15 protein-coding genes are annotated in these 19,584 nt (G+C 67.7%); 12 read left to right on the top strand and 3 right to left on the bottom strand.

Going from position 1 to position 19,584, the window contains the following annotated elements:
* Positions 1-45: 45 nt before the first annotated feature.
* A complete protein-coding gene (locus tag EIK80_RS01780; protein WP_125155246.1) occupies positions 46-1,317 on the bottom strand; it encodes a cytosine permease in 1,272 nt (423 codons plus the stop codon).
* 321 nt (positions 1,318-1,638) lie between these two features.
* Between EIK80_RS01780 and EIK80_RS01775 the strand changes: the two genes are divergently transcribed.
* From EIK80_RS01775 to EIK80_RS01720, 12 genes are all read left to right on the top strand, one after another.
* Positions 1,639-2,814: a class I SAM-dependent methyltransferase gene (locus EIK80_RS01775; RefSeq protein WP_125155245.1), complete on the top strand. Its 1,176-nt coding sequence runs from the start codon at positions 1,639-1,641 to the stop codon at positions 2,812-2,814.
* A gap of 33 nt (positions 2,815-2,847) precedes the next feature.
* The gene (locus EIK80_RS01770) at positions 2,848-3,195 is read left to right on the top strand and encodes a hypothetical protein (RefSeq protein WP_125155244.1); all 348 of its coding nucleotides are present in this window, start codon (positions 2,848-2,850) and stop codon (positions 3,193-3,195) included.
* 317 nt (positions 3,196-3,512) lie between these two features.
* A complete protein-coding gene (locus EIK80_RS01765; RefSeq protein WP_125155243.1) occupies positions 3,513-4,073 on the top strand; it encodes a cysteine hydrolase family protein in 561 nt (186 codons plus the stop codon).
* Positions 4,074-4,090: 17 nt separating this feature from the next.
* Positions 4,091-4,723: an isochorismatase family protein gene (locus tag EIK80_RS01760; protein WP_125155242.1), complete on the top strand. Its 633-nt coding sequence runs from the start codon at positions 4,091-4,093 to the stop codon at positions 4,721-4,723.
* Positions 4,724-6,133 carry a 3-isopropylmalate dehydratase large subunit gene (gene leuC / locus EIK80_RS01755; RefSeq protein ID WP_125155241.1) on the top strand — a complete coding sequence of 470 codons (1,410 nt, stop codon included), beginning with the start codon at positions 4,724-4,726 and terminating at the stop codon, positions 6,131-6,133.
* Positions 6,134-6,135: 2 nt separating this feature from the next.
* Positions 6,136-6,753 (top strand): 3-isopropylmalate dehydratase small subunit, encoded by a 618-nt coding sequence (gene leuD / locus EIK80_RS01750; RefSeq protein WP_125155240.1) that lies wholly within the window; start codon positions 6,136-6,138, stop codon positions 6,751-6,753.
* 130 nt (positions 6,754-6,883) lie between these two features.
* Complete coding sequence (locus EIK80_RS01745) at positions 6,884-7,753, top strand: oxaloacetate decarboxylase (protein WP_125155239.1); 870 nt, start codon at positions 6,884-6,886, stop codon at positions 7,751-7,753.
* Positions 7,750-8,907: an iron-containing alcohol dehydrogenase gene (locus EIK80_RS01740; RefSeq protein WP_125155238.1), complete on the top strand. Its 1,158-nt coding sequence runs from the start codon at positions 7,750-7,752 to the stop codon at positions 8,905-8,907. The genes EIK80_RS01745 and EIK80_RS01740 overlap by 4 nt, the downstream gene beginning before the upstream one ends.
* 59 nt (positions 8,908-8,966) lie before the next feature.
* A complete protein-coding gene (locus EIK80_RS01735) occupies positions 8,967-11,015 on the top strand; it encodes a hydantoinase/oxoprolinase family protein (protein ID WP_125155237.1) in 2,049 nt (682 codons plus the stop codon).
* 10 nt (positions 11,016-11,025) lie between these two features.
* Positions 11,026-12,900 carry a hydantoinase B/oxoprolinase family protein gene (locus EIK80_RS01730; RefSeq protein ID WP_125155236.1) on the top strand — a complete coding sequence of 625 codons (1,875 nt, stop codon included), beginning with the start codon at positions 11,026-11,028 and terminating at the stop codon, positions 12,898-12,900.
* Between the two features lie 42 nt (positions 12,901-12,942).
* Positions 12,943-14,439 carry an NAD-dependent succinate-semialdehyde dehydrogenase gene (locus EIK80_RS01725; RefSeq protein ID WP_255414575.1) on the top strand — a complete coding sequence of 499 codons (1,497 nt, stop codon included), beginning with the start codon at positions 12,943-12,945 and terminating at the stop codon, positions 14,437-14,439.
* 95 nt (positions 14,440-14,534) lie between these two features.
* Positions 14,535-15,230, top strand: coding sequence for a dienelactone hydrolase family protein (locus EIK80_RS01720; protein WP_125155235.1), 696 nt, complete (start codon positions 14,535-14,537; stop codon positions 15,228-15,230).
* Here EIK80_RS01720 and nagE read toward each other — a convergent pair whose 3' ends face one another.
* Both nagE and ptsP read right to left on the bottom strand, forming a co-directional pair.
* Positions 15,231-17,042 (bottom strand): N-acetylglucosamine-specific PTS transporter subunit IIBC, encoded by a 1,812-nt coding sequence (gene nagE, locus EIK80_RS01715; protein WP_125155234.1) that lies wholly within the window; start codon positions 17,040-17,042, stop codon positions 15,231-15,233.
* 5 nt (positions 17,043-17,047) lie between these two features.
* On the bottom strand, positions 17,048-19,564 hold the full coding sequence (gene ptsP / locus EIK80_RS01710; protein WP_125155233.1) for a phosphoenolpyruvate--protein phosphotransferase: 2,517 nt from the start codon (positions 19,562-19,564) through the stop codon (positions 17,048-17,050).
* Between the last annotated feature and the right edge of the window lie 20 nt (positions 19,565-19,584).

The raw sequence follows: 19,584 nt of genomic DNA, 5'->3' as shown, positions 1-19,584 counted from the left end.
CACCTCCCCCGAGCACGCTCGCCGGCGCGCTCGGGGGAGTTTTTGTCAGGTGCGTTCGCTGACCAGTTGGGCCCGGCTGCCGGTCCGGCCCAACAGGCGATAAAGGCCAAAGGTGATCGCGAGCGTCACCGGGGAGGAGAAGCTCGCGACCGCCCCGCCGCTGGCCATCATGGTCAGGCCAACGGCCGCGCCGGCGAACCAGGCGACCAGACCTTGGGGAATGAAGGTCCGCGTTTCCACCGCCGTCGCGGCCTCCGACGACGAAATCGCGCGCGAGGTGATGTAGGCGAGAGCCACGCCCACCCAGGCGGTCAGGATCACGGCCTGATAGTTCACGGCGATCAGGATGTACTTCAGCACGTCGCTCGCCGCGGTGAAGGCGAACACCACGGCGCCCACGAGCAGCGTGCAGATCAGCCGAGGCACGCGCACGCGGAGGGCGTCCCGCAGGAAGGCTTGCAGATTGCTCGACGAGAGGAAGAAGTTCGCCGTGTTGATCCGGGTCTGGGTCACCCAGATGAACAGCAGGCCCAGCGGCCCGCCCAGCACCATCAGGCAGACGTCGATCACCGCTGTCTCGGACACCACCGCCATGTTGGCGCTGGCGGCCAGATAGATGCCGACGCTCATGTTCACCAGGAAGGTGGCCACGTAGAACGGGAAGCCAAAGGTGATCTTGGAGTGGTGTTCGATGTCCTCGGTCTTGCCGAACCGGCCGATGTCCAGCGTGATCATCATCAAGAGCTGCATGCCGAACACGGCGATGAAGCAATACCACCAGCCCGCTGGCGTCGGGTTCGCGGCCGGGATGTTCAGCCACTCGCGCGAATAGCCGAAGCGATGGATCGACATGGCGACCACCGCGATCAGGCCGATGACGTAGATCGGCAGCAGGACGGCGTTCAGCTTGTCGAGCCACTTCTGGATGCTGCCGACCGCGAGCGCGATGCTGTAGACGGCGATGATCGCGCAAGCTTGGACGTAGTTGATCGCGCTGAACACCTTGACCGCCGCAGCGGCCACGACCGCGCTTTCGAACACCGCGTAGTAGATCGCGATCACCGCGAAGATCAGGGTGGCGAGGGAGGCTCCCAGCGTTCCAAATATCCGGCGCGACAGCAGGTAACAGCTCTCGCCGCTTCGGATCGCGAAGCGTGAGAAGATGTAGCCGAGGCCGCTCAGGGCCACGACGCCGAGAAATGTCCCGATCAGGGCGTTGCGCGTCCCGAAGGTCGTGGCCAGGGTCGCGCCCAGCAGCAGGTAGAAGATCGCGCTGCAAAGCGAGAACCACACCATGGTGAGCGGACCACGGGACATTCTGTCCTCGTCGCTGACCCGTTTGGTCGCTGAATCGTGGGATTCGCTGTGAGCCATTCCCCGGTCTCCATCCTGGCTTTAAGGCGCGCGCGCCGTGGGGCGCCCCCGAGGCGCCATGCCAGGCAGCCTGTTCGCGCGGCCCCTAACCACAATGTCGTTCGCAGATTTATCCGAGGTCCGGACAGTTTCGCGGTCCGGCATTGCTCGGCGTCGAGCGGTCGTCGCTAAATCGCCGGCGTGGGCTCATCAAGTCGCAGGCCTTGCTTCCTCAAGCCCACACGCCGCTGGCCTTCCGCAATGACTGATGTTGGAGTGACGAATATGGCTGTGACCGGAGAACTGACCGAACAGTTTGCTCACGCGGTTTTGCCCGAAACCACGTCGGAGGAATATTCACGGCAAGAGTTCGTGAAGTCGCTGAAATTCCACTTGGCGTCGACGGTCAGCCTCGGCATCAAGGCGGCCTATCAGGTGCGCGCCCAGCCGCAGTTCAAGCAGGCCAAGGGCCGCGAGCCGGAAACCTATCGTGAAGTCCAGCACGCCATGGCGGGCGAGCCCTACTACCAGTTCTGGAGCGCGATGCAGCGCAACAGTCAGGAAATGATGTGGAAGGCGGCGCAGGTGCCGGTCGAGCGCCAGCTCCCGTCCCTGATCGACGCCTTCAAGAACGCTTCGGGCTCGAAGGGCTCGCTGACACTGGATCCGACGCTCGAGACTCCGCGCTATCACCGCCTGGTCGACATCCACTGCATGCCAGGCGGCTACCACACCGAGTTCGCCGAGGAGGACATCGCCAACGGCGCCGTCTACGACCGCGCGGTCTATGTCTATGTGATGGGCCGCATGGGGCCGCTCAACTCCGATATCGGCGACAGCACCGCCAACTTCATCAAGGCCAAGTTCCCTGATCTGAAGCCGCGCCGGATCCTCGACATGGGCTGTGGCGTGGGCCACTCGACCCTTTCATACGTCGACGCCTATCCGGACGCGGAAGTCCACGGGATCGACGTCGGCGCACCGATGCTGCGCTATGCGCACGCCCGCGCGGAGTCGCTGGGCAAGCCCGTCCACTACAGCCAGCAGAACGCCGAGAAGATGAACTTCCCGGACGGCTACTTCGACCTGATCGTCAGCCATATCCTGGTCCACGAGACCAGCCACGTGGCGATCCGCAACATCATGCGGGAAACCAACCGACTGTTGTCGCCCGGCGGCGTCGTGGCCCACACCGAGACCCCGCCCTACCGCCAGTTGGAGCCCTTCGACGCCTTCATGCTCGATTGGGACACCCGCAACAACAACGAGCCCTTCTGGGGGGCCAGCCACGAGATCGTTCCGGCCGACATGGCCGAGGAAACCGGCTTCGAGGGCGCCAAGGCGTTCGAGGGCCTGCAACCCAGCGCCTACGAATCCGCCGACGCCCAGCGCACCAAGGTGTTCCAGGGCGGCGACTTTGGCGGCGGCGGAGCCTGGTACATCTGGGGCGTTCAGAAATAGACGCCGCGTCCGTTAGACCTCGGGAGTTTTTTCATGAATTTACAACAAGGGGCCAAGGGGGAGCGACCGCGTTATTTCGCCGACCCCGGCATCGACAAGGTGCTCTCGATGACGATGGCTCTGGCGGGCGAGGTCGCGGTGATGCGCGATCGCATCGACAGCCTTGAGCGTCTGCTGGAGACCCAGCAGCCCGTGAGCCGCGCGACTCTCGACGCCTATACGCCCGACGACGAGGCCCGCGCCGAACGGGACCATTGGCGCGCCCGGTTCCTCGACATCGTTCTGCGCGCCGTCCACCAGGAGCGGGAGGCCTTGGAGCGGCGACTGAACGCCCAGTCCTACACGGCCGTCATCGAGGACGTTGAAGCGACGACCGCATAGGCATGCGGTTTGTCTGGCGTCAGCTTCCGGAGCCTGTCTCTGGAAGCTGACGCCAGCATCGTTTCCTTTCTGTTCGGCATTTCGGCCAGCGGCCCGATCGGCGGGCGCGACGCGGACGCCGGCCTTTGGCCTCCCACGACCGGCCGCCTAAGAAGCCACGCACCGAGGGTTGGCCGTGAGGCGGCGGTTCCCGGCGTTGGCGCGCAGAGCGCCTCAACACGTCAGCGACGTCACGCGAACTCTATCCAGACCGGTCGCCGACGAGGCGGAGCGGGACGATCGCCGGCAAAAGCGATTAGCAATCTTCAAGGAAATCAATGTCCGAGACCCATTCCAAGACCGCCGTTCTGTTCATGGACTTCCAACCCGGCATCATCGGCGGCTTGCCCAACAACAACGAACTGATCGCCACCGCGGCCGACGTGCTGGCGCGCGCGCGGGCCGCCAGCCTTCCGGTGATCTTCATCCGCGTCGCGTTTCGCCCTGGGCATCCGGAAGTCAGCGACCGCAACCAGATGTTCAGCGCGATCAAGAAGGCCGGCCGCATGCAGCTGACCGATCCGGCCAGCGAAATCGATCCGCGCCTGGCGCCGCTCGACACGGAGTTCGTGGTGGTGAAGCACCGCGTCGGCGCCTTCTACGGCACCGAACTGCAGCCGATCCTCAGCGCGCACGACATCGACACCCTTGTCCTGCTGGGCGTGGCCACGGGCGGGGTGGTGCTGTCCACGGTCCGCGCCGCCGCCGACCAAGACTATCGCCTGCTGGTGGTGCGCGACGGCTGCGCGGACGCCGATCCGCAGATCCACGAGACGCTCATGGACAAGGTGTTCCCCCGCCAGGCCCAGGTGGTCTCCGCCGCCGACCTGCCGTTTTGATCGGAAGAGCGGCGACCATGACCGGTCACGAAGACCTCGATGCGAACTACGCCGTCGCCTTCGACGGCGCCTTGCCCTTCGGCGAGCGCCCCGCGCTGCTGATCGTCGACGTGGTCGTCGCCTATCTGACACCTGGATCGCCGCTCTACGATCCGGCCTTCGAGACGGCGCTGGCCAGCAATGAACGGTTGGTCGCCGCAGCTCGCGCCGCGGGCGTGCCGGTGATCTTCACCAATGTCGTCTATCAGCCTGGCGGGGCCGACGGCGGCCTGTTCTACCGCAAGATTCCGGCGCTGAAGCTGTTCGATCGCGGTTCGGCCGCCGGCGCCTTCCCAGCCAGCCTTCAGCCGCTGCCGACCGAAACCGTCGTCTCGAAGCAGTACGCCTCGGCCTTCTTCGGCACCTCGCTCGCGGCAACCCTCACCACCATGAGGGTCGACTGCCTGCTCATCACCGGGTTTTCCACGTCCGGCTGCGTCCGCGCCACCGCTCTGGACGCCATGCAGCATGGGTTCGCGCCCTTCGTCGTCAGCGACGCCTGCGGCGACCGTCACCGCGCGCCGCACGAGGCCAACCTGTTCGACCTGCGGGCCAAGTACGGCGAGGTGGTCACCGAGCGCGAGGCGATCGCGCTGATTGGAGAGACCTGAATGTCGGCCCCGGCGAAGACGCTCTACGACAAACTCTGGGATGACCACGTCGTGGCCGACGAGGGTGACGGCGTCTGCCTGCTCTATATCGATCGCCAGATCCTTCATGAGGTCTCCAGCCCCGTGGCCTTCGCCGGCCTGGAGGCGCGCGGCGCGAGCGTTCGTCGCCCCAAGGCGCAACTCGCCACCGTCGACCACGCCATCCCCACCAAGGACCGAGACAAGCCGGTCGCCGATCCTCTCGCGCGCTCCCAGATCGCGCTGCTTGAGAACAACGCGACCGCCCACGGGATCACCCTCTATGGCTCCAGAAGCCCGCGCCAGGGAATCGTCCACGTCGTTGGGCCCGAGCAGGGCTTCACCCAGCCGGGCATGACTCTGGTCTGCGGCGACAGCCACACGGCCACGCATGGCGCCTTCGGAACACTGGCCTTCGGCGTTGGCACCTCCGAGATCGAATGCGTGCTGGCCACGCAGACGCTTCGCCAGTCCAGGTCTCGCAACATGGCGCTCAGGGCTACAGGAACGCTGGGTCGGGGCATCTCGGCCAAGGACTTGGCCATGGCCGCGGTGGGCCGCATCGGCGCGGGCGGCGGGTCCGGTTACGCGATCGAGTACATGGGCGCGGCCATCTCGGCCATGTCGATGGCCGCCCGCATGACCCTTTGCAACATGACGATCGAGGCCGGCTCCCGCATCGGCATGGTCGCGCCCGACGAGACCACCTTCGCCTTCCTTGAAGGCCGTCCCTTCGCGCCCAAGGGCCCGCTGTGGGACGAGGCCGTCGCCTATTGGCGCACGCTTCCCAGTGACACGCGGGCGCGCTTCGACCGGGTGCTGGAGATCGACGCCGGCGCGCTGGCGCCGCAAGTCACCTGGGGCGCCAGACCCGACCTGGTGCTGCCAGTCACTGGCCGGACGCCCCATCCCGACAACGCCGCCAGCGCGCCGGAGCGAGAAAGCCTCCTGAAGTCGCTCGCCTATATGGGCCTGACGCCCGACACCGCGCTGCAGGATATCTCCATCGACTACGCCTTCATCGGGTCGTGCACGAACAGCCGCCTCGAGGACCTTCGGGCGGCCGCCGAGATCGTGGCGGGAAAGCGCGTGGCCAAGCACGTCACGGCCCTGGTCGTCCCGGGCTCAAGCACGATCAAGCGCCAGGCCGAGGCCGAGGGGCTTGACCTGATCTTCCGCCAAGCCGGCTTCGAATGGCGCGACGCCGGCTGCTCCCTTTGCGTGGCCATGAACAACGACCGCCTCGCGCCGGGCCAGCGCAGCGCCTCGACCTCCAATCGCAACTTCGAGGGGCGGCAAGGCCCGGGCGCGCGCACGCACCTGATGAGCCCGATGATGGTCGCCGCAGCGGCGATCGCCGGGCATATCGTCGACGTGCGGGAGATCGGCTGACCATGGAGCCGTTCGTCAGCATCGCCTCGATCGCCGCGCCCTTGCCCGAGCGCGATATCGACACCGACATCATCTTCCCTGCCCGTTACCTGCTGCTGACCAGCAAGACCGGCCTGGGTCGATACGCCTTCTTCGAGCGGCGCTACGAGGCCGACGGCAAGACCGAAAAGGCCGACTTCCCGCTCAACCAACCCGCCTTCCGGGGCGCCCAGATCATCGTCTCCGGATCGAACTTCGGCTGCGGCTCCAGCCGCGAACACGCGGTCTGGGCCCTGGCCGATCTCGGTGTGAGGTGCGTCATCGCCGACAGCTTCGGCGACATCTTCTATTCGAACTGCTTCAAGAACGGCCTGCTGCCGGTGATGGTCACGCCCGGACAGCGCGCCGACCTGACGACCCGCGCCTCGGCGGGAGAATCTCTGGACGTGGACCTCGAACACCAGGAGATCCGCACCGCCGACGGCGGGGTCATCGCCTTCCGGGTGGACGGCTGGCGGCGGGAGGCCCTGCTGAACGGTTGGGACGAAATCGCCACGATCTCGCAGACGCGCGGCCAATCCATCGCCGCCTTCGAAGACGCGCAGAGGAGGCGGTCCTCCTGGCTCTACGCGGACGAGTGATCGCGGGGCGCGCGTATCCGGGCTGTCCGCATCGCGGATAGTCTCGCCTCCGTCCGAGCGAATTCCAGCCACTGGCCTAAGTCTCGCGACGTCGCGGACTTCGCGCGGCGCCTCGTTGCAGGGTTGTCAGATGGCCGATCCCATCATCCGGCGGAAGCTCGACCTTAAGGAGTTCTTCGTCGCGCCGGGCGTGCAGGACATGATTACCGCCGCCATCTGTCGGAAGGTCGGCTTCGAGGTGGTCTATGGCACGGGCTACTGGCTGACGGCCTCGGCCTATGGTCTGCCCGACGCGGGCATCGCCACCTACAGCCAGATGCTCGACCGCATGGCGACCGTGGTCCGCTCGTCGACCGGCGCGGTCATCGCCGACGCCGACACTGGCTACGGCGGCCTGCTTAATGTGCATCACACCGTACGCGGCTACGAGTCCGCCGGCGTCACCGCGATCCAGCTGGAAGACCAGGAATTCCCTAAGAAGTGCGGCCACACCCCCTTCAAGCGGGTGATCTCGCTCGAGGACATGGTCGACAAGATCCGGGTCGCCGTGGATGCCCGCGAGGACAAGCAGAACTGTCTGATCATCGCACGCACCGACGCGCGGGCGAGCGAGGGTATGGACAAGGCCCTGAAGCGCGCCGAGGCCTACCGGAAGGCCGGCGCCGACGTCATCTTCTTCGAGGCGCCCCAAAGCGAAGAGGAGATGCGCCGGGCCTGCGAGACCATCGATGCGCCGATGATGGCGAACATGGCCGATGGCGGAGTCACCCCGATCCTGCCGGCCCAGGTGCTGAAGGACATTGGCTACGCCTTCGCCATCTACCCCTCGATGACGAGCCTGGTCGGCGCCGCCGCGATGGAAGCGGCGCTCGTCAAGCTGAAGACCACGGGCGTCAGCGCCGACCCGGCGACCCCGATGTTCGACTTCAAGGAGTTCTGCGGCCTGATCGGCTTCGAGGAGGTCTGGGCCTTCGAACGCAAGTGGGGGGGACAGGCGTGACCGGCTTCACCTTCGAGACCACCCCACGCATCCTCTGTGAGGACGGCGCCAGCGGCAGGCTCGGCCAGCTCGCCGCCGAGCTCGGGATCAAGCGGCCACTGATCGTCACCGACCGCGGACTGTTTGAGCTTGGCGTCCTGGACGACGCGCTTGACAGCTTCAAGGCTGCGGGTTTGCCCGTCGAGCTGTTCCGCGATGTGCTCGCCGACCCGCCAGAAGCCTCGATCGAGGCCGCCGCGCGGTTCGCCAGGGCTCGCGACACCGACGGCGTGATAGGTCTCGGCGGCGGCAGCTCGATGGACACCGCCAAGCTGGTCGCCCTGCTGGCGGGCCTCGGCGGCCAGACCCTGACGCAGGCCTATGGCGTGGAACGGGCGCGCGGCCCGCGCCTGCCGCTGATCCAGGTTCCGACCACCGCGGGCACCGGCTCGGAAGTCACCTCCATCGCCATCGTCACCACGCCGGACGATCAGAAGGTCGGCGTCGTTTCCCGCCTGCTCTATCCCGACATCGCCGTCCTGGACGCGACCCTGACGTTTGGCCTTCCGCCCCGCATCACGGCCATGACCGGCATCGACGCCATGGTCCACGCCATCGAGGGCTATACCAGCCGCATCAAGAAGAATCCGGTCTCCGACAGCCTGGCGCTGAAGGCGTTGGAACTGCTGTCGGGCTCGATCCGCGCCGCCGTGGCCGACGGGCGCGATGTCGTCGCCCGCCGCGCCATGCTGCAAGGCTCGCTTCTGGCCGGCATGGCTTTCGCAAACGCACCGGTGGGCGCGGTCCATGCGCTCGCCTACCCCATCGGCGGCCTGTTCCATGTGCCGCATGGCCTGAGCAACGCGCTGGTACTGTCGCCGGTGCTGGCGTTCAACCAGGAGGCGGCCCAGGCGCACTACGCCGAGCTCTGCCGCGTGGTCGCTCCGCGAGCCGCGGGCGCCACCACCGAGGCCGCCGCCGCGGGCTTCGTCGCCGCCATGCGCCAGCTGGTCGCCGACATGCCCATGGAGCAGCGCCTGACCCAAGTCGGCGTCCGGCGCCAGGACATCGAGCGCATGGCGACCGACGCCATGAAGGTCTCGCGCCTGCTCGTGAACAACCCCCGCGACGTCAGCCACCAGGACGCCGTGGATCTCTATCTCAAGGCGCTCTGAGGCGTCGAACCGACAGATCGAAAGGGCGGGGGCGACCCCGCCCTCGGGAGCAGATCAGAATGGCGTATCGATTGGGTGTTGATGTCGGCGGGACCTTCACGGACCTGCTGTTGCTCGAGGAGCGGACCGGCGCGTTCTGGCGGCACAAGACGCCATCCACGCCCGCCGACAGCTCCATCGGAATCCTGAATGGCGTAACCGCCATCTGCGAGGCCGCGGGCGTCGCGCCGGCCGACATCGAGGTTTTCCTGCACGGCACGACCGTCGCCACCAACGCGGTGCTGGAAGGCAAGGGCGCCCGCGTCGGCCTGATCGTCACCCGAGGCTACCGTCAGATCATGCAGATCGCGCGCAGCTTCGTACCCGGCGGCCTGGCCGGCTGGGTGGTGTGGAACAAGCCCTCGCCGCTCGCGGCCCTCGTTGACACCTTCGAGATCGGCGGTCGCATGGACGCCCGCGGCGCCGAGCTCGAGCCCATCGACGACGCCGAAATACGATCGGCGCTCGAACGTCTCAAGGCCCAGGGCGTGGAAGCGATCACGGTCTCCCTGATGAACGCTTACCTGAACGGGGCCCACGAAAGGCGCGTCGGCGAGCTGGCGGCCGAGATCATGGGCGATGTCCCGACCTCGCTGAGCCACGAGGTCCTGCCCGAGATGCAGGAATACGAACGCACGCTCACCACGGTGGCGAACGCCAGCGTCCGGCCCATCGTCGGACGCTATGTCCGCAATCTGCGCACGAAGTTGCGCGACGCGGGCGTGGCCGGAAAGCTCTCCCTGCTGCGTTCGGACGGCGGCCTGATGTCGTCGGAGAAGTCCGAGCACCATCCGGTCTCGCTCCTGATGTCGGGCCCAGCGGGCGGTGTCACCGGCGCGCTCTGGGTCGGCAAGAAGGCTGGCATCCACAACATCCTCACCTTGGATGTCGGCGGGACGTCGACGGACGTCGCCCTGATCGAGAACCTGGACGCGCGCCGCGTCCGCACGACGGAGGTCGGCCACCTCTCGGTCCGCGCCTCGGCTCTGGACGTGAAGACCGTCGGCGCCGGCGGCGGCTCCATCGCCTATGTTCCCGAACTGACCAAGGCCCTTCGCGTCGGCCCGCAATCGGCCGGCGCCGTGCCCGGACCGGTGGCCTATGGCAAGGGCGGGACCCTTCCGACCGTGACCGACGCCAATGTCGTTCTGGGCTATTTGCCCGAGGCCCTGCTCGGCGGGACCTTCAAGCTCGACCGCGAAGGCTCTATCCGCGCCGTGCAGACAATCGCCGACGCGCTTGGCATCGGGCTCTATGAAGCCGCGCGCGGCATCATAGACATCGTCAACGAGAACATGTTCGGCGCTCTGCGCATGATCTCGGTCCAGCAGGGCTATGATCCGCGCGATTTCGCCCTCATGGGCTTTGGCGGCGCGGGTCCCTTGCACGTCAACGCCGTGGCCCGCCTGATGGGCAGTTGGCCGGCGATCTCGCCGGTTTCCCCGGGGGTGCTCTGCGCGCTTGGCGACGCGACCACCCGGATGCGCACCGAGACCGCCCGCTCGTTCTCGCGGCGATTCGACCAGACGACGTCGGAGGAAGTCATCGCCCTGCTCGAGGAGATGGCGCGCCAGACCCGCGACGAACTCATGGCGGACGGCCTGCCCGAGGCCGAGATCACCTCGCTCTTCGAGATCGACGTCCGCTACGAGGGACAGGCCTTCGAAGTGCCGCTCGCCATTGATCCGGAGACCTTGCGGCGCGATGGCCTGGCTGGCGTGACCTCGAGGTTCGATGAGGAGCACCAACGGCTCTTCACCTTCAAGATGGATACCCCGCACGAGCTCGTGAACCTGCGGGCCGTGGCGCTCGGGACCGCTCTGGACCTTCCGGCGGCCGAGCCGCCTCAGGGGACCGGCGACCCCATCGCCGCCAAGATCCGCGACCATGAGCTCTGGATCGACGGGCGGATGCACCCGGCTGTGATCTATGAGCGCGCCAAGCTCTGCAAAGGCGACGTGATTCCGGGGCCGGCGATCGTCACCGAGATGGATTCCACCACCCTGATCGAGCTCGGCTGCGTCGGCACGGTCGACGCTATCGGCAACATCCTGATCACTCTGGCTTGAGGAGCAGACCATGCCCGCCACGATCATCCAGAGCAATTCGACGCCGTTCGAGAAGATCGCCATCGACCCGGTGACCCTCGAGGTCATCGAGAACGCCCTGCGCAACGCCCGCGTCGAGATGGACGCCACACTGGTGCGCACGGCCATGTCGCCCGGCATTCGCGAGCAAGGCGACGCCTTCCCCCTGATCGCCGATCACAAGGGTCGCATGGTCGTGGGCCAGTTCGGCTCCTACATCGGCCCGTTTCTCGAAGGCTTCGAGGGCACGGTCGAGGACGGCGACATGATCTTCCTCTCCGACCCCTACTCGGTCGGCGGCGCGATCAGTCATTCCAACGACTGGCTGGTGCTGCTGCCGGTGTTCAAAGACGGCCGGCTGATCGCCTACACGTCGATGTTCGGCCACCAGTCCGACATCGGTGGCAAGGTGGTGGGCTCCATGCCGATCGACGCCCGCTCCATCTTCGAGGAGGGTGTCCGCATCCCGCCCGTGAAGATCTGGAAAGCCGGGGTCTACAACGAGGACCTGATCCGCCTGGTCATGCACCAGACCCGCAAGCCCGATTGGTGCGCGGCGGATCTCAACGCCCTGGTCGCGGCTTGCCGCGTGGCCTCGCGCCGGGTGATCGAGCTCGCCGAGCGTTTCGGCGACGACGTCTATGTGTCCGCCACCGAAGAGCTGCTGGCCCGCAACTACCGCGCCATGAAGCAGCTGATCCTGACCTCAGTCAGCGAGGAGGCGGTCAGCTTTGAAGACTATGTCTGCGACGACGGTCTCGGCTATGGGCCCTACAAGATCCGTTGCACCATGCAGCGCGTGGGCGAGAAGGTCGTGCTCGACTTCTCCGGCACCGATCCCCAGAGCCAGGCCTCTATCAACTTCTTCCTCAACGAGAACATGCTGCGCATGTTCTTCGGCATCTACATGATCATGGTCTTCGACCCGCAGATCCTGTTCAACGACGGCTTCTACGACCTGATCGAGGTGCATATCCCGGAAGGCTCGCTGCTGAAGCCCGCCTTCCCCGCGGCGCTTTCAGGCCGCACTCACGCGCTCGGCCGCATCTTCGACATCCTGGGAGGGCTGCTCGGCCAGAAGACGCCCGAGTTCCTGACCGCGGCGGGCTTCTCGTCCTCGCCGCACCTCTTCTATTCGGGCTTCGACGCCAAGGGGCGGTGGTTCCAGCTCTTCCAGATCGGGTTCGGCGGCATCCCCGGCCGGCCCATCGGCGACGGCCCGGACGGCCACTCGCTCTGGCCGGGCTTCACCAACGTGCCCAACGAGTTCCTGGAGCGCTACTTCCCGCTCGTCATCGAACGCTACGAGACCGTGGCCGACTCCGGCGGCCCCGGTCTTCATCGAGGCGGCAACGGCATCCACATGACCTACCGGTTCCTGGAGCCCGGCACGATCGCCATCCACGATGATCGCTGGTTCATCCCGCCCTGGGGCGTGAACGGCGGCGAACCGGGAGCTCGCGCGCGCAAGCTCCTGGAAAAGGCCGATGGTACGACCACCGTCGTCGGCAACAAGGTCGAGGACGTGCCGGTCGAGGACGGCGACCGCCTACATTTCATCACCTGGGGCGGTGGCGGCTGGGGTGATCCCCTGGATCGCGATCCGTCCCTTGTGGCGCTGGAAGTGACGCAAGGCCTGGTCACGGTCGAGGGCGCCCGCCGCTATGGCGTGGTGATCGCGGACGGCGGACTGGACGCGAGCGCGACCTCCGCGCTCAGATCCCGGATGCGCGCCGCGCGTCCCGCCGAGCAGGGCGTGTTCAACTACGGTCCCGACCTGGAGACCTTGCGCCGTAACTGCCTGGCCGAGACCGGCTTGGAGCCTCCCAAGCCGCCGATCCGGCCGACGCGCCTCGCCGCCGAGTGACCCGCGGCGATGCACGCCGGGGAGAGCATCCGGACGGTGGAGATGTTCCAGGACATGGGGGTGGGTGTGAACGTGCGGAATGTCAGCCGAATTCCTGGTCTGCAGCGTGCCGACCTGGTCCGTAGCGAGGCGTTCATCGGTGGCGCGTGGGTTGGAGCCGAGAGCCGGATTCTAGTCGACAACCCCGCGGACGGCTCGGTCGTCGGCGACGTCCCCAACCTCGGCGCGGCCGAAGCGATGGACGCCGTGACCGCCGCCCGGGATGCGATGCCCGGCTGGCAGGGGCTCACCGGCAAGGCGCGCGGCGAGGTCCTTCGCCGCTGGTCCCAACTCATGCTGGCGCACGCCGAGGATCTGGCGCGGATCATGACCGGCGAGCAGGGCAAGCCGTTGACGGAGGCCCGAGGCGAGGTCGCTTACGCCGCGGGCTTCCTCGAATGGTTCGCCGAGGAGGCGCGTCGCGTGAACGGCCATGTCCTGACCCCGCACGCCGCGGACAAAAGGCTCACGGTGCTGCGGCGGCCCGTGGGGGTGGTGGCGGCGATCACGCCCTGGAACTTCCCTCTGGCGATGATCACGCGAAAGGCCGGGCCGGCCCTGGCGGTTGGCTGCGCGATGGTTCTCAAGCCTTCGGAGCTCACCCCCCTGTCGGCGCTCGCGCTTGCGAAGCTCGCCGAGGAAGCGGGCGTCCCGCCCGGCGTGTTCAACGTGATCACGGGCGAGGCCGCCCCGATCGGCGAGGTGCTGACCGGCGACCCTCGCGTCCGCAAGTTCACCTTCACGGGATCGACGGCGGTCGGGAAGATGCTCGCTGCACGATGCATGGCGACGGTCAAACGGGTGTCGCTGGAACTCGGCGGCAATGCGCCTTTCATCGTCTTCGACGACGCCGATATCGAGGCCGCGGTGGACGGCGCGGTCGCCTCGAAGTTCCGCAATACCGGCCAGACCTGCGTCTGCGCCAATCGGTTTTTCGTCCAGACGGGCATCCACGATCGCTTCGCCGCCGCCCTCGCCGAGCGCGTCGGCGGCTTCCGGCTCGGCTCCGGCCTGACAGGTGAATTCGACCAGGGCCCCCTCATCGACGCACGGGCCGTCGCCAAGGTTCGCGCTCACATCGCCGATGCGGTTGAAGCCGGCGCGCGCATCCTGACCGGGGGCCAGTCGGCGGGTGGACTGTTCTTCGAGCCGACCGTGCTCGTGGACGTGAAGCCGGATGCCCTGGTGAACCGCGAGGAAACGTTCGGGCCCCTGGCGGCCATAACGCGGTTCGAGACGGAGAGCGAGGCCGTCCGAATGGCCAACGACACCTCGGCCGGGCTCGCCGCCTACGTCTTCACCAAGGACATGTCTCGAAGCGTGAGGCTAAGCGAAGCGCTTGAATGCGGCATGGTCGGCCTGAATACCGGTCTGATCTCGACCGAGATCGCGCCATTCGGCGGGATCAAGGAGTCTGGCATGGGACGAGAGGGATCGCGATATGGACTGGAGGACTACCTCGACCTGAAGCTCGTCTGCGCCGAGATCGACCTCGAATAGTCGACGCTCACACGGTCCGACAGGATCGTTCAAGCGTGGGGGCGCGCCAAGGTCGAAACTCGCGGCATCCCCAGATCCGCCGCAGGAGCGCGACCGTGTCCGAGTATCTGACCATCACTGTCCCCGATGGCGACTTCCAGGCCCTGGTGGCGCGTCCCCGTTCGGAGCCCGCCCCGGCCATCGTCCTCATTCAGGAGATCTTTGGCGTCAATGACGGCATAAAGCAGATCGCCGGCGAGCTGGCCGCCCAGGGTTATATCGTCATCGCCCCCGACCTCTTCTGGCGCTTTGAACCCGGCCTGGCGATGTCCGAGGCCTCGCCCGAAAACTGGGAGAAGGCCTTCGGCTTCTACAACCGCTTCGACTTCGACAAGGGCGTCCAGGACGTGGTCGCCACGATCAAGGCCGCGCGGACGATCGACGGCGCCAACGGCAAGGTCGGGGTGACCGGTTACTGCCTGGGCGGACTGATGACGTTCCGGGCCATGGCGGCCAGCGACGCCGATGTCGGCGTGGTCTATTACGGCGGTGGGACCGACAACTACGTGGCCGAGGGCGCGCGCATCAAGAAGCCGCTGCTGATGCACCTGGCCGGCGACGATGAATATATCGGCAAGGAGGCCCAGGCGAAGATCCACGACGCCCTGGACGGCCATCCGCTCATCCAGATCCACACCTATCCCGGCCGCAACCACGCCTTCGCCCGGCCCGGCGGCGACCACTATGACGAGGCCGACGCCAAGCTCGCCAACGCCCGCTCGGCGGCCTTCTTCAAGGCCCATCTGTTCTAGCTAGGGCAACTGGCGGCGCACCGCTTCGCCGACGCGCTCGGCGTCGGGACCCAGCACGACGTGGACGACGTGTTCGCCGACCCGGACCACGCCGCGCGCGCCCAGGGCCTTCAGCGCCGGTTCGCTGACCGCGCCCTGGTCGGCGACGACCAGGCGCAGACGACTGGAGCAGGTCCCGACACTTCTCAGGTTCGCGGGCCCGCCCAGGGCGCTCAGCAGCTTCTCGGCCTTGCGGTCGTCGTCGATGCTGGGCGCCGCCGCGGGGGCGGCTCTGGCGACTCTGGCGGCGACCGCGGGCGTCGCGGGCGCGGGCGCCCTCGCGTCACCTCGGCTCAGGGCGGCGCGGATCTCGCCGGCGACGCTGTCGGCGATCGGGCCCAGAACGACTTGCAGCGCCTTGTCGGAGGGCTTGACGATACCGCGCGCACCGAGGGCCTTCAGAGCCGGTTCGCTGACCGCGCCCTGGTCGACGACGATCAGGCGCAGGCGGGTGGTGCAGGCGTCGACGCTGGTCAGGTTGCCCGCGCCGCCCAAGGCCGCCACGAAGTCCGCGCCCCGGCCGCCGCCAGTGGTGACGGTCTCGACGGCGACGGCCTCCTCGTCCTCGCGGCCAGGGGTCTTGAGGTCGAAGCGGAGGATCGCGAAGCGGAAGACGCCATAGTAGATCGCGCCATAGACCAGACCGACCGGGATCAGCAGCAGCGGGTGCGTGGCCTTGTTGAAGTTCAGCACATAGTCGAACAGGCCTGCCGAGAAGCCGAAGCCCAGCTTCACGTCGAGAATGTTCATCAGGGCCATCGACAGGCCCGTCAGCACCGCGTGGATCGCGAACAGCGCCGGGGCCAGGAACATGAAGCTGAACTCGATCGGCTCGGTCACCCCGGTCAGGAACGAGGTCAGGGCCAGCGAGCCCAGCATGCCGGCGACGGCCTTGCGCCGCTCGGGCTTGGCGGTGTGCAGCATGGCGAGGCACGCGGCCGGCAGGCCGAACATCATCACCGGGAAGAAGCCGCTCATGAACGCGCCGGCGGTCTTGTCGCCGGCGGCGAAGCGGTTGAGGTCGCCGGTGACGCCGTTGAAGTCGCCCAGGATGAACCAGACCACGTTGTTGAGGATGTGGTGCAGGCCGGTGACGATCAGCAGGCGGTTGAATAGGCCGAAGACGAACAGACCAACATTGCCCGACGCCGTGACCAGATGGCTCAGCCCGTCGACGCCGGCCTCCAGAGCGCCCCAGCACGAGCCGAAGATCAGGGCCAGGATCACGCCCGCCAGGCCGGCCACGATCGGCACGAACCGACGGCCGCCGAAGAAAGCCAGGTACTCCGGCAGCTTGATGTCGCTGTAGCGGTTGTAGAGCCAGCCGCTGATCACGCCCGACAGGATGCCGACGGGGATCGACAGCTTGCCGATCTCCTTGGCCTTCCAGGCCGCCGCCGTCAGGTCCTTGGCCTCGGCAACCACCTTGGCGGCGACCTCGGGGGGGACGACCATCAGGGCGTCGACGCCCTTGGTGGCGATCACGTAGCAGACGACGCCGGCCAGGCCCGCCGCGCCATGGTTCTCCCTGGCCAGACCCACGGCCACGCCAATGGCGAAGATCAGGCCCAGGCTGCCAAAGATCGCGCCGCCGGCGGCGGCGAAGACATTGGCGATGCTCAGCGAGACGCCGTGGGTGATGACGGCCAGCCCCGGCGCGCCCAGCAGGTCGGTCTGGCCGACGCGCAACAGTAGCGCCGCCACCGGCAGCACCGCGATCGGCAACATCAGGGCCCGACCCAGGGGCTGAAGGATCTCGAGCGGAGACTTCATCGGGTTCAGGCTCCGAAGGATTTCACGAGGGCGCGGACCGCCTCGGGCGAGGCCTGGTCCAAGGCCTGGGCCGCGAGGCCACGGCAAGCTTCAAGAGAAAGGCCACGGACCCGGGCCTTCACCTCGGGCGCGATCGAGGCCGTGGTCGAAAGCTCGGTCACCCCCAGGCCCAGCAGGATCGGGGTGGCGGCGACGTCGGACGCCAGCCCGCCGCAGACGCCGACCCAGCGATGATGCCTGGCCGCGCCCTTGCAGGTCTGGTCGATCATCCGCAGCACCGCCGGGTGCAGGGCGTCGATGCGGGCCGCCAGCTCGGGATTGCCCCGGTCCATGGCCAGCACGTACTGGGTCAGGTCGTTGGTGCCGATCGACAGAAAGTCGGCCTCGGCGGCGAGCAGGTCGGCGGTCACGGCCGCGGCCGGGGTCTCGATCATCACGCCCAGCTCGATCTTGTCGGCGACGCCCATCTCGCGCTTGGCCTCATCCAGCACGGCGCGGACGGCGCGCAGCTCGTCCAGGCTGGCGATCATCGGGACCATGATCTTGCACTGACCGAGTGGTCGAACACGCAGGATGGCCCGCAACTGGGTCTTCAGCAGATGCGGACGCCACAGGCTGACGCGGACCCCGCGCAGGCCCAAGGCGGGGTTCTCCTCGGCCGGGATCGGTAGGTAGGGCGCGGCCTTGTCGCCGCCGACATCCAGGGTGCGGATGATCAGCGGCTTGCCCTCCAGGGCCGAGGCGATGGCCTGGTACTGGCGAGCCTGCTCGTTCTCGTCGGGCGGGGTCTCGCGGTCCAGGAACAGGAACTCGGTGCGCAGCAGGCCCGAGCCCTCTGCGCCATTGGCCAGGGCGGCCAGGGCGTCGTTCAGCGAGCCCGTGTTGGCGAAGACCTCGATACGGACGCCGTCCTTGGTCACGCAAGGATCATGCGCGGCGGCCTGGGCGGCGGCCTTGCGCGCCTGACGTTCGGCCAGGGCTGTCTGGGCGGCTTCGAGGGCCGGCGCGTCGGGCGCGACACGCAAGACCCCGCTGTCGGCGTCGAGGATCAGCGTCGCGCCGTCCTTGACCTTGAGCAGCGCGCCGCCCAGGGCGACCATCGCCGGGATGCCCATGGCGGCGGCCAGGATGGCGACGTGCGAGGTCGGGCCGCCGCGCGCGGTGGCGAAGCCGGCCACGGCGCTGGGATCGACGCCCATCAACTGCGAGGGCAGCAGTTCGTCGGCCAGCAGGATCGAGCCGGGCGGCAGGACCGGGCCTTCGTCCTCTTCACCCGACAGGGCGCGCAGCACCTGGCGCTCCAGATCCACGAGGTCGTCGACGCGTTCTGCCAGGCGGCGGTCGCCCAGGCCGCGCAGAGCCTCGACATAGCCGCCGACCGCCTTGCGCCAGGCAAAGCCGGCGCTCTTGCCCTCGCCGATCAGGCGGCGGGCGCCGGCGGCCAGTTCGGGATCTTCCAGGAAGGCCAGGTGGGCGCCGAGAATGGCTTTGCGGGCCTTGTCCCCCTTGGCGGCGTTCTTCTCGATGCGGGCGCGGACCACGTCGAGGGCGGCGGCCAGAGCGGCCTCCTCGTGGGCGGTCCCCTCGCCCTGCTCGCGCACGACGATGTCGGCGGCGGCCAGGCGCACGGCCTTGCCGATGGCCAGGCCCGGCGCAGCCAATACGCCCTTCAGCACGCCATCGCGCGGCAGTTCGACCGGCGCGGTCGGCTCCGACGTCACGGCGGCCGGCGCGGTGGCGAGGCCATCGGCGGGAACCGACCCGCCTTCGCCCATGCCGCCCTCGATCAGTTCAGCCACCGCCCGGATCGCCGCCTCCGCGTCCATGCCGGAAGCCACGACTTGTATGGTGTCGCCGTGGCGGATGGCCAGGGACATGACGCCCACCGGGCTCTTGGCGCTGGCGCGGCGATTGACCGCCACCAGGGCGACTTCGGCCACGAACTTGCGGGCCGTCTCGGCGATGCGGGCGGCCGGACGGGCGTGGACGCCGTGGACCAGGGGAACGATGACCGCGCGCGCGACCTCGCCGTCGCTCACCAGGCCGGCGGCGGCCGTTCCGCCGATCGGCGCCAGCTCCATCAGGAAGTCGCCGACCGACACCTCGAGGTCCTGGTCGCGGCGGACGATCTCGAAGGCGTCCGGATTGGTGATCACCACGGGGGAGATCAGGCTTCGGGCGCGCTGGGCCAGGAGGTCGATGTCAAAGCCCAGCAGCTTGTCGCCGGCCTTCACGCTCTGCCCTTCCTTGACGAAGACGCTGAAGCCTTCGCCATTCAGGGCCACGGTCTCCAGGCCGACATGCATCAGGATCTCGGCCCCGTTGGCGGCGCGCAGGGTCACGGCGTGACGGGCGCGGTGGACGGTGGTGACCACCGCGTCGCAGGGCGCGTGCAGGGTCGAGTCCAGCGGATCGATGGCCAGGCCGTCGCCCAGCATCCGCTCGGCGAACACGGCGTCGGGAGCCTCGTCGAGCGGCGCGATCCAGCCCTTCAGCGGCGCGGAGAGTACGAGGTTGGACACGGGCGCTACTCTGTCTGGAA

It is taken from the genome of Caulobacter sp. 602-1 (genome assembly GCF_003931565.1).
In the GTDB taxonomy this organism is placed as follows: domain Bacteria; phylum Pseudomonadota; class Alphaproteobacteria; order Caulobacterales; family Caulobacteraceae; genus Caulobacter.
Note: the sequence above shows the minus strand (reverse complement) of the source record. Positions and strands in the feature narration are given on the sequence as shown.

What these genes read in the sequence shown, in the direction of transcription:
- EIK80_RS01780 (WP_125155246.1), bottom strand. Translation starts at nt 1,317, where the DNA reads ATGTCCCGTGGTCCGCTCACCATGGTGTGGTTCTCGCTTTGCAGCGCG.
- EIK80_RS01775 (WP_125155245.1), top strand. Translation starts at nt 1,639, where the DNA reads ATGGCTGTGACCGGAGAACTGACCGAACAGTTTGCTCACGCGGTTTTG.
- EIK80_RS01770 (WP_125155244.1), top strand. Translation starts at nt 2,848, where the DNA reads ATGAATTTACAACAAGGGGCCAAGGGGGAGCGACCGCGTTATTTCGCC.
- EIK80_RS01765 (WP_125155243.1), top strand. Translation starts at nt 3,513, where the DNA reads ATGTCCGAGACCCATTCCAAGACCGCCGTTCTGTTCATGGACTTCCAA.
- EIK80_RS01760 (WP_125155242.1), top strand. Translation starts at nt 4,091, where the DNA reads ATGACCGGTCACGAAGACCTCGATGCGAACTACGCCGTCGCCTTCGAC.
- leuC (WP_125155241.1), top strand. Translation starts at nt 4,724, where the DNA reads ATGTCGGCCCCGGCGAAGACGCTCTACGACAAACTCTGGGATGACCAC.
- leuD (WP_125155240.1), top strand. Translation starts at nt 6,136, where the DNA reads ATGGAGCCGTTCGTCAGCATCGCCTCGATCGCCGCGCCCTTGCCCGAG.
- EIK80_RS01745 (WP_125155239.1), top strand. Translation starts at nt 6,884, where the DNA reads ATGGCCGATCCCATCATCCGGCGGAAGCTCGACCTTAAGGAGTTCTTC.
- EIK80_RS01735 (WP_125155237.1), top strand. Translation starts at nt 8,967, where the DNA reads ATGGCGTATCGATTGGGTGTTGATGTCGGCGGGACCTTCACGGACCTG.
- EIK80_RS01730 (WP_125155236.1), top strand. Translation starts at nt 11,026, where the DNA reads ATGCCCGCCACGATCATCCAGAGCAATTCGACGCCGTTCGAGAAGATC.
- EIK80_RS01725 (WP_255414575.1), top strand. Translation starts at nt 12,943, where the DNA reads ATGTTCCAGGACATGGGGGTGGGTGTGAACGTGCGGAATGTCAGCCGA.
- nagE (WP_125155234.1), bottom strand. Translation starts at nt 17,042, where the DNA reads ATGAAGTCTCCGCTCGAGATCCTTCAGCCCCTGGGTCGGGCCCTGATG.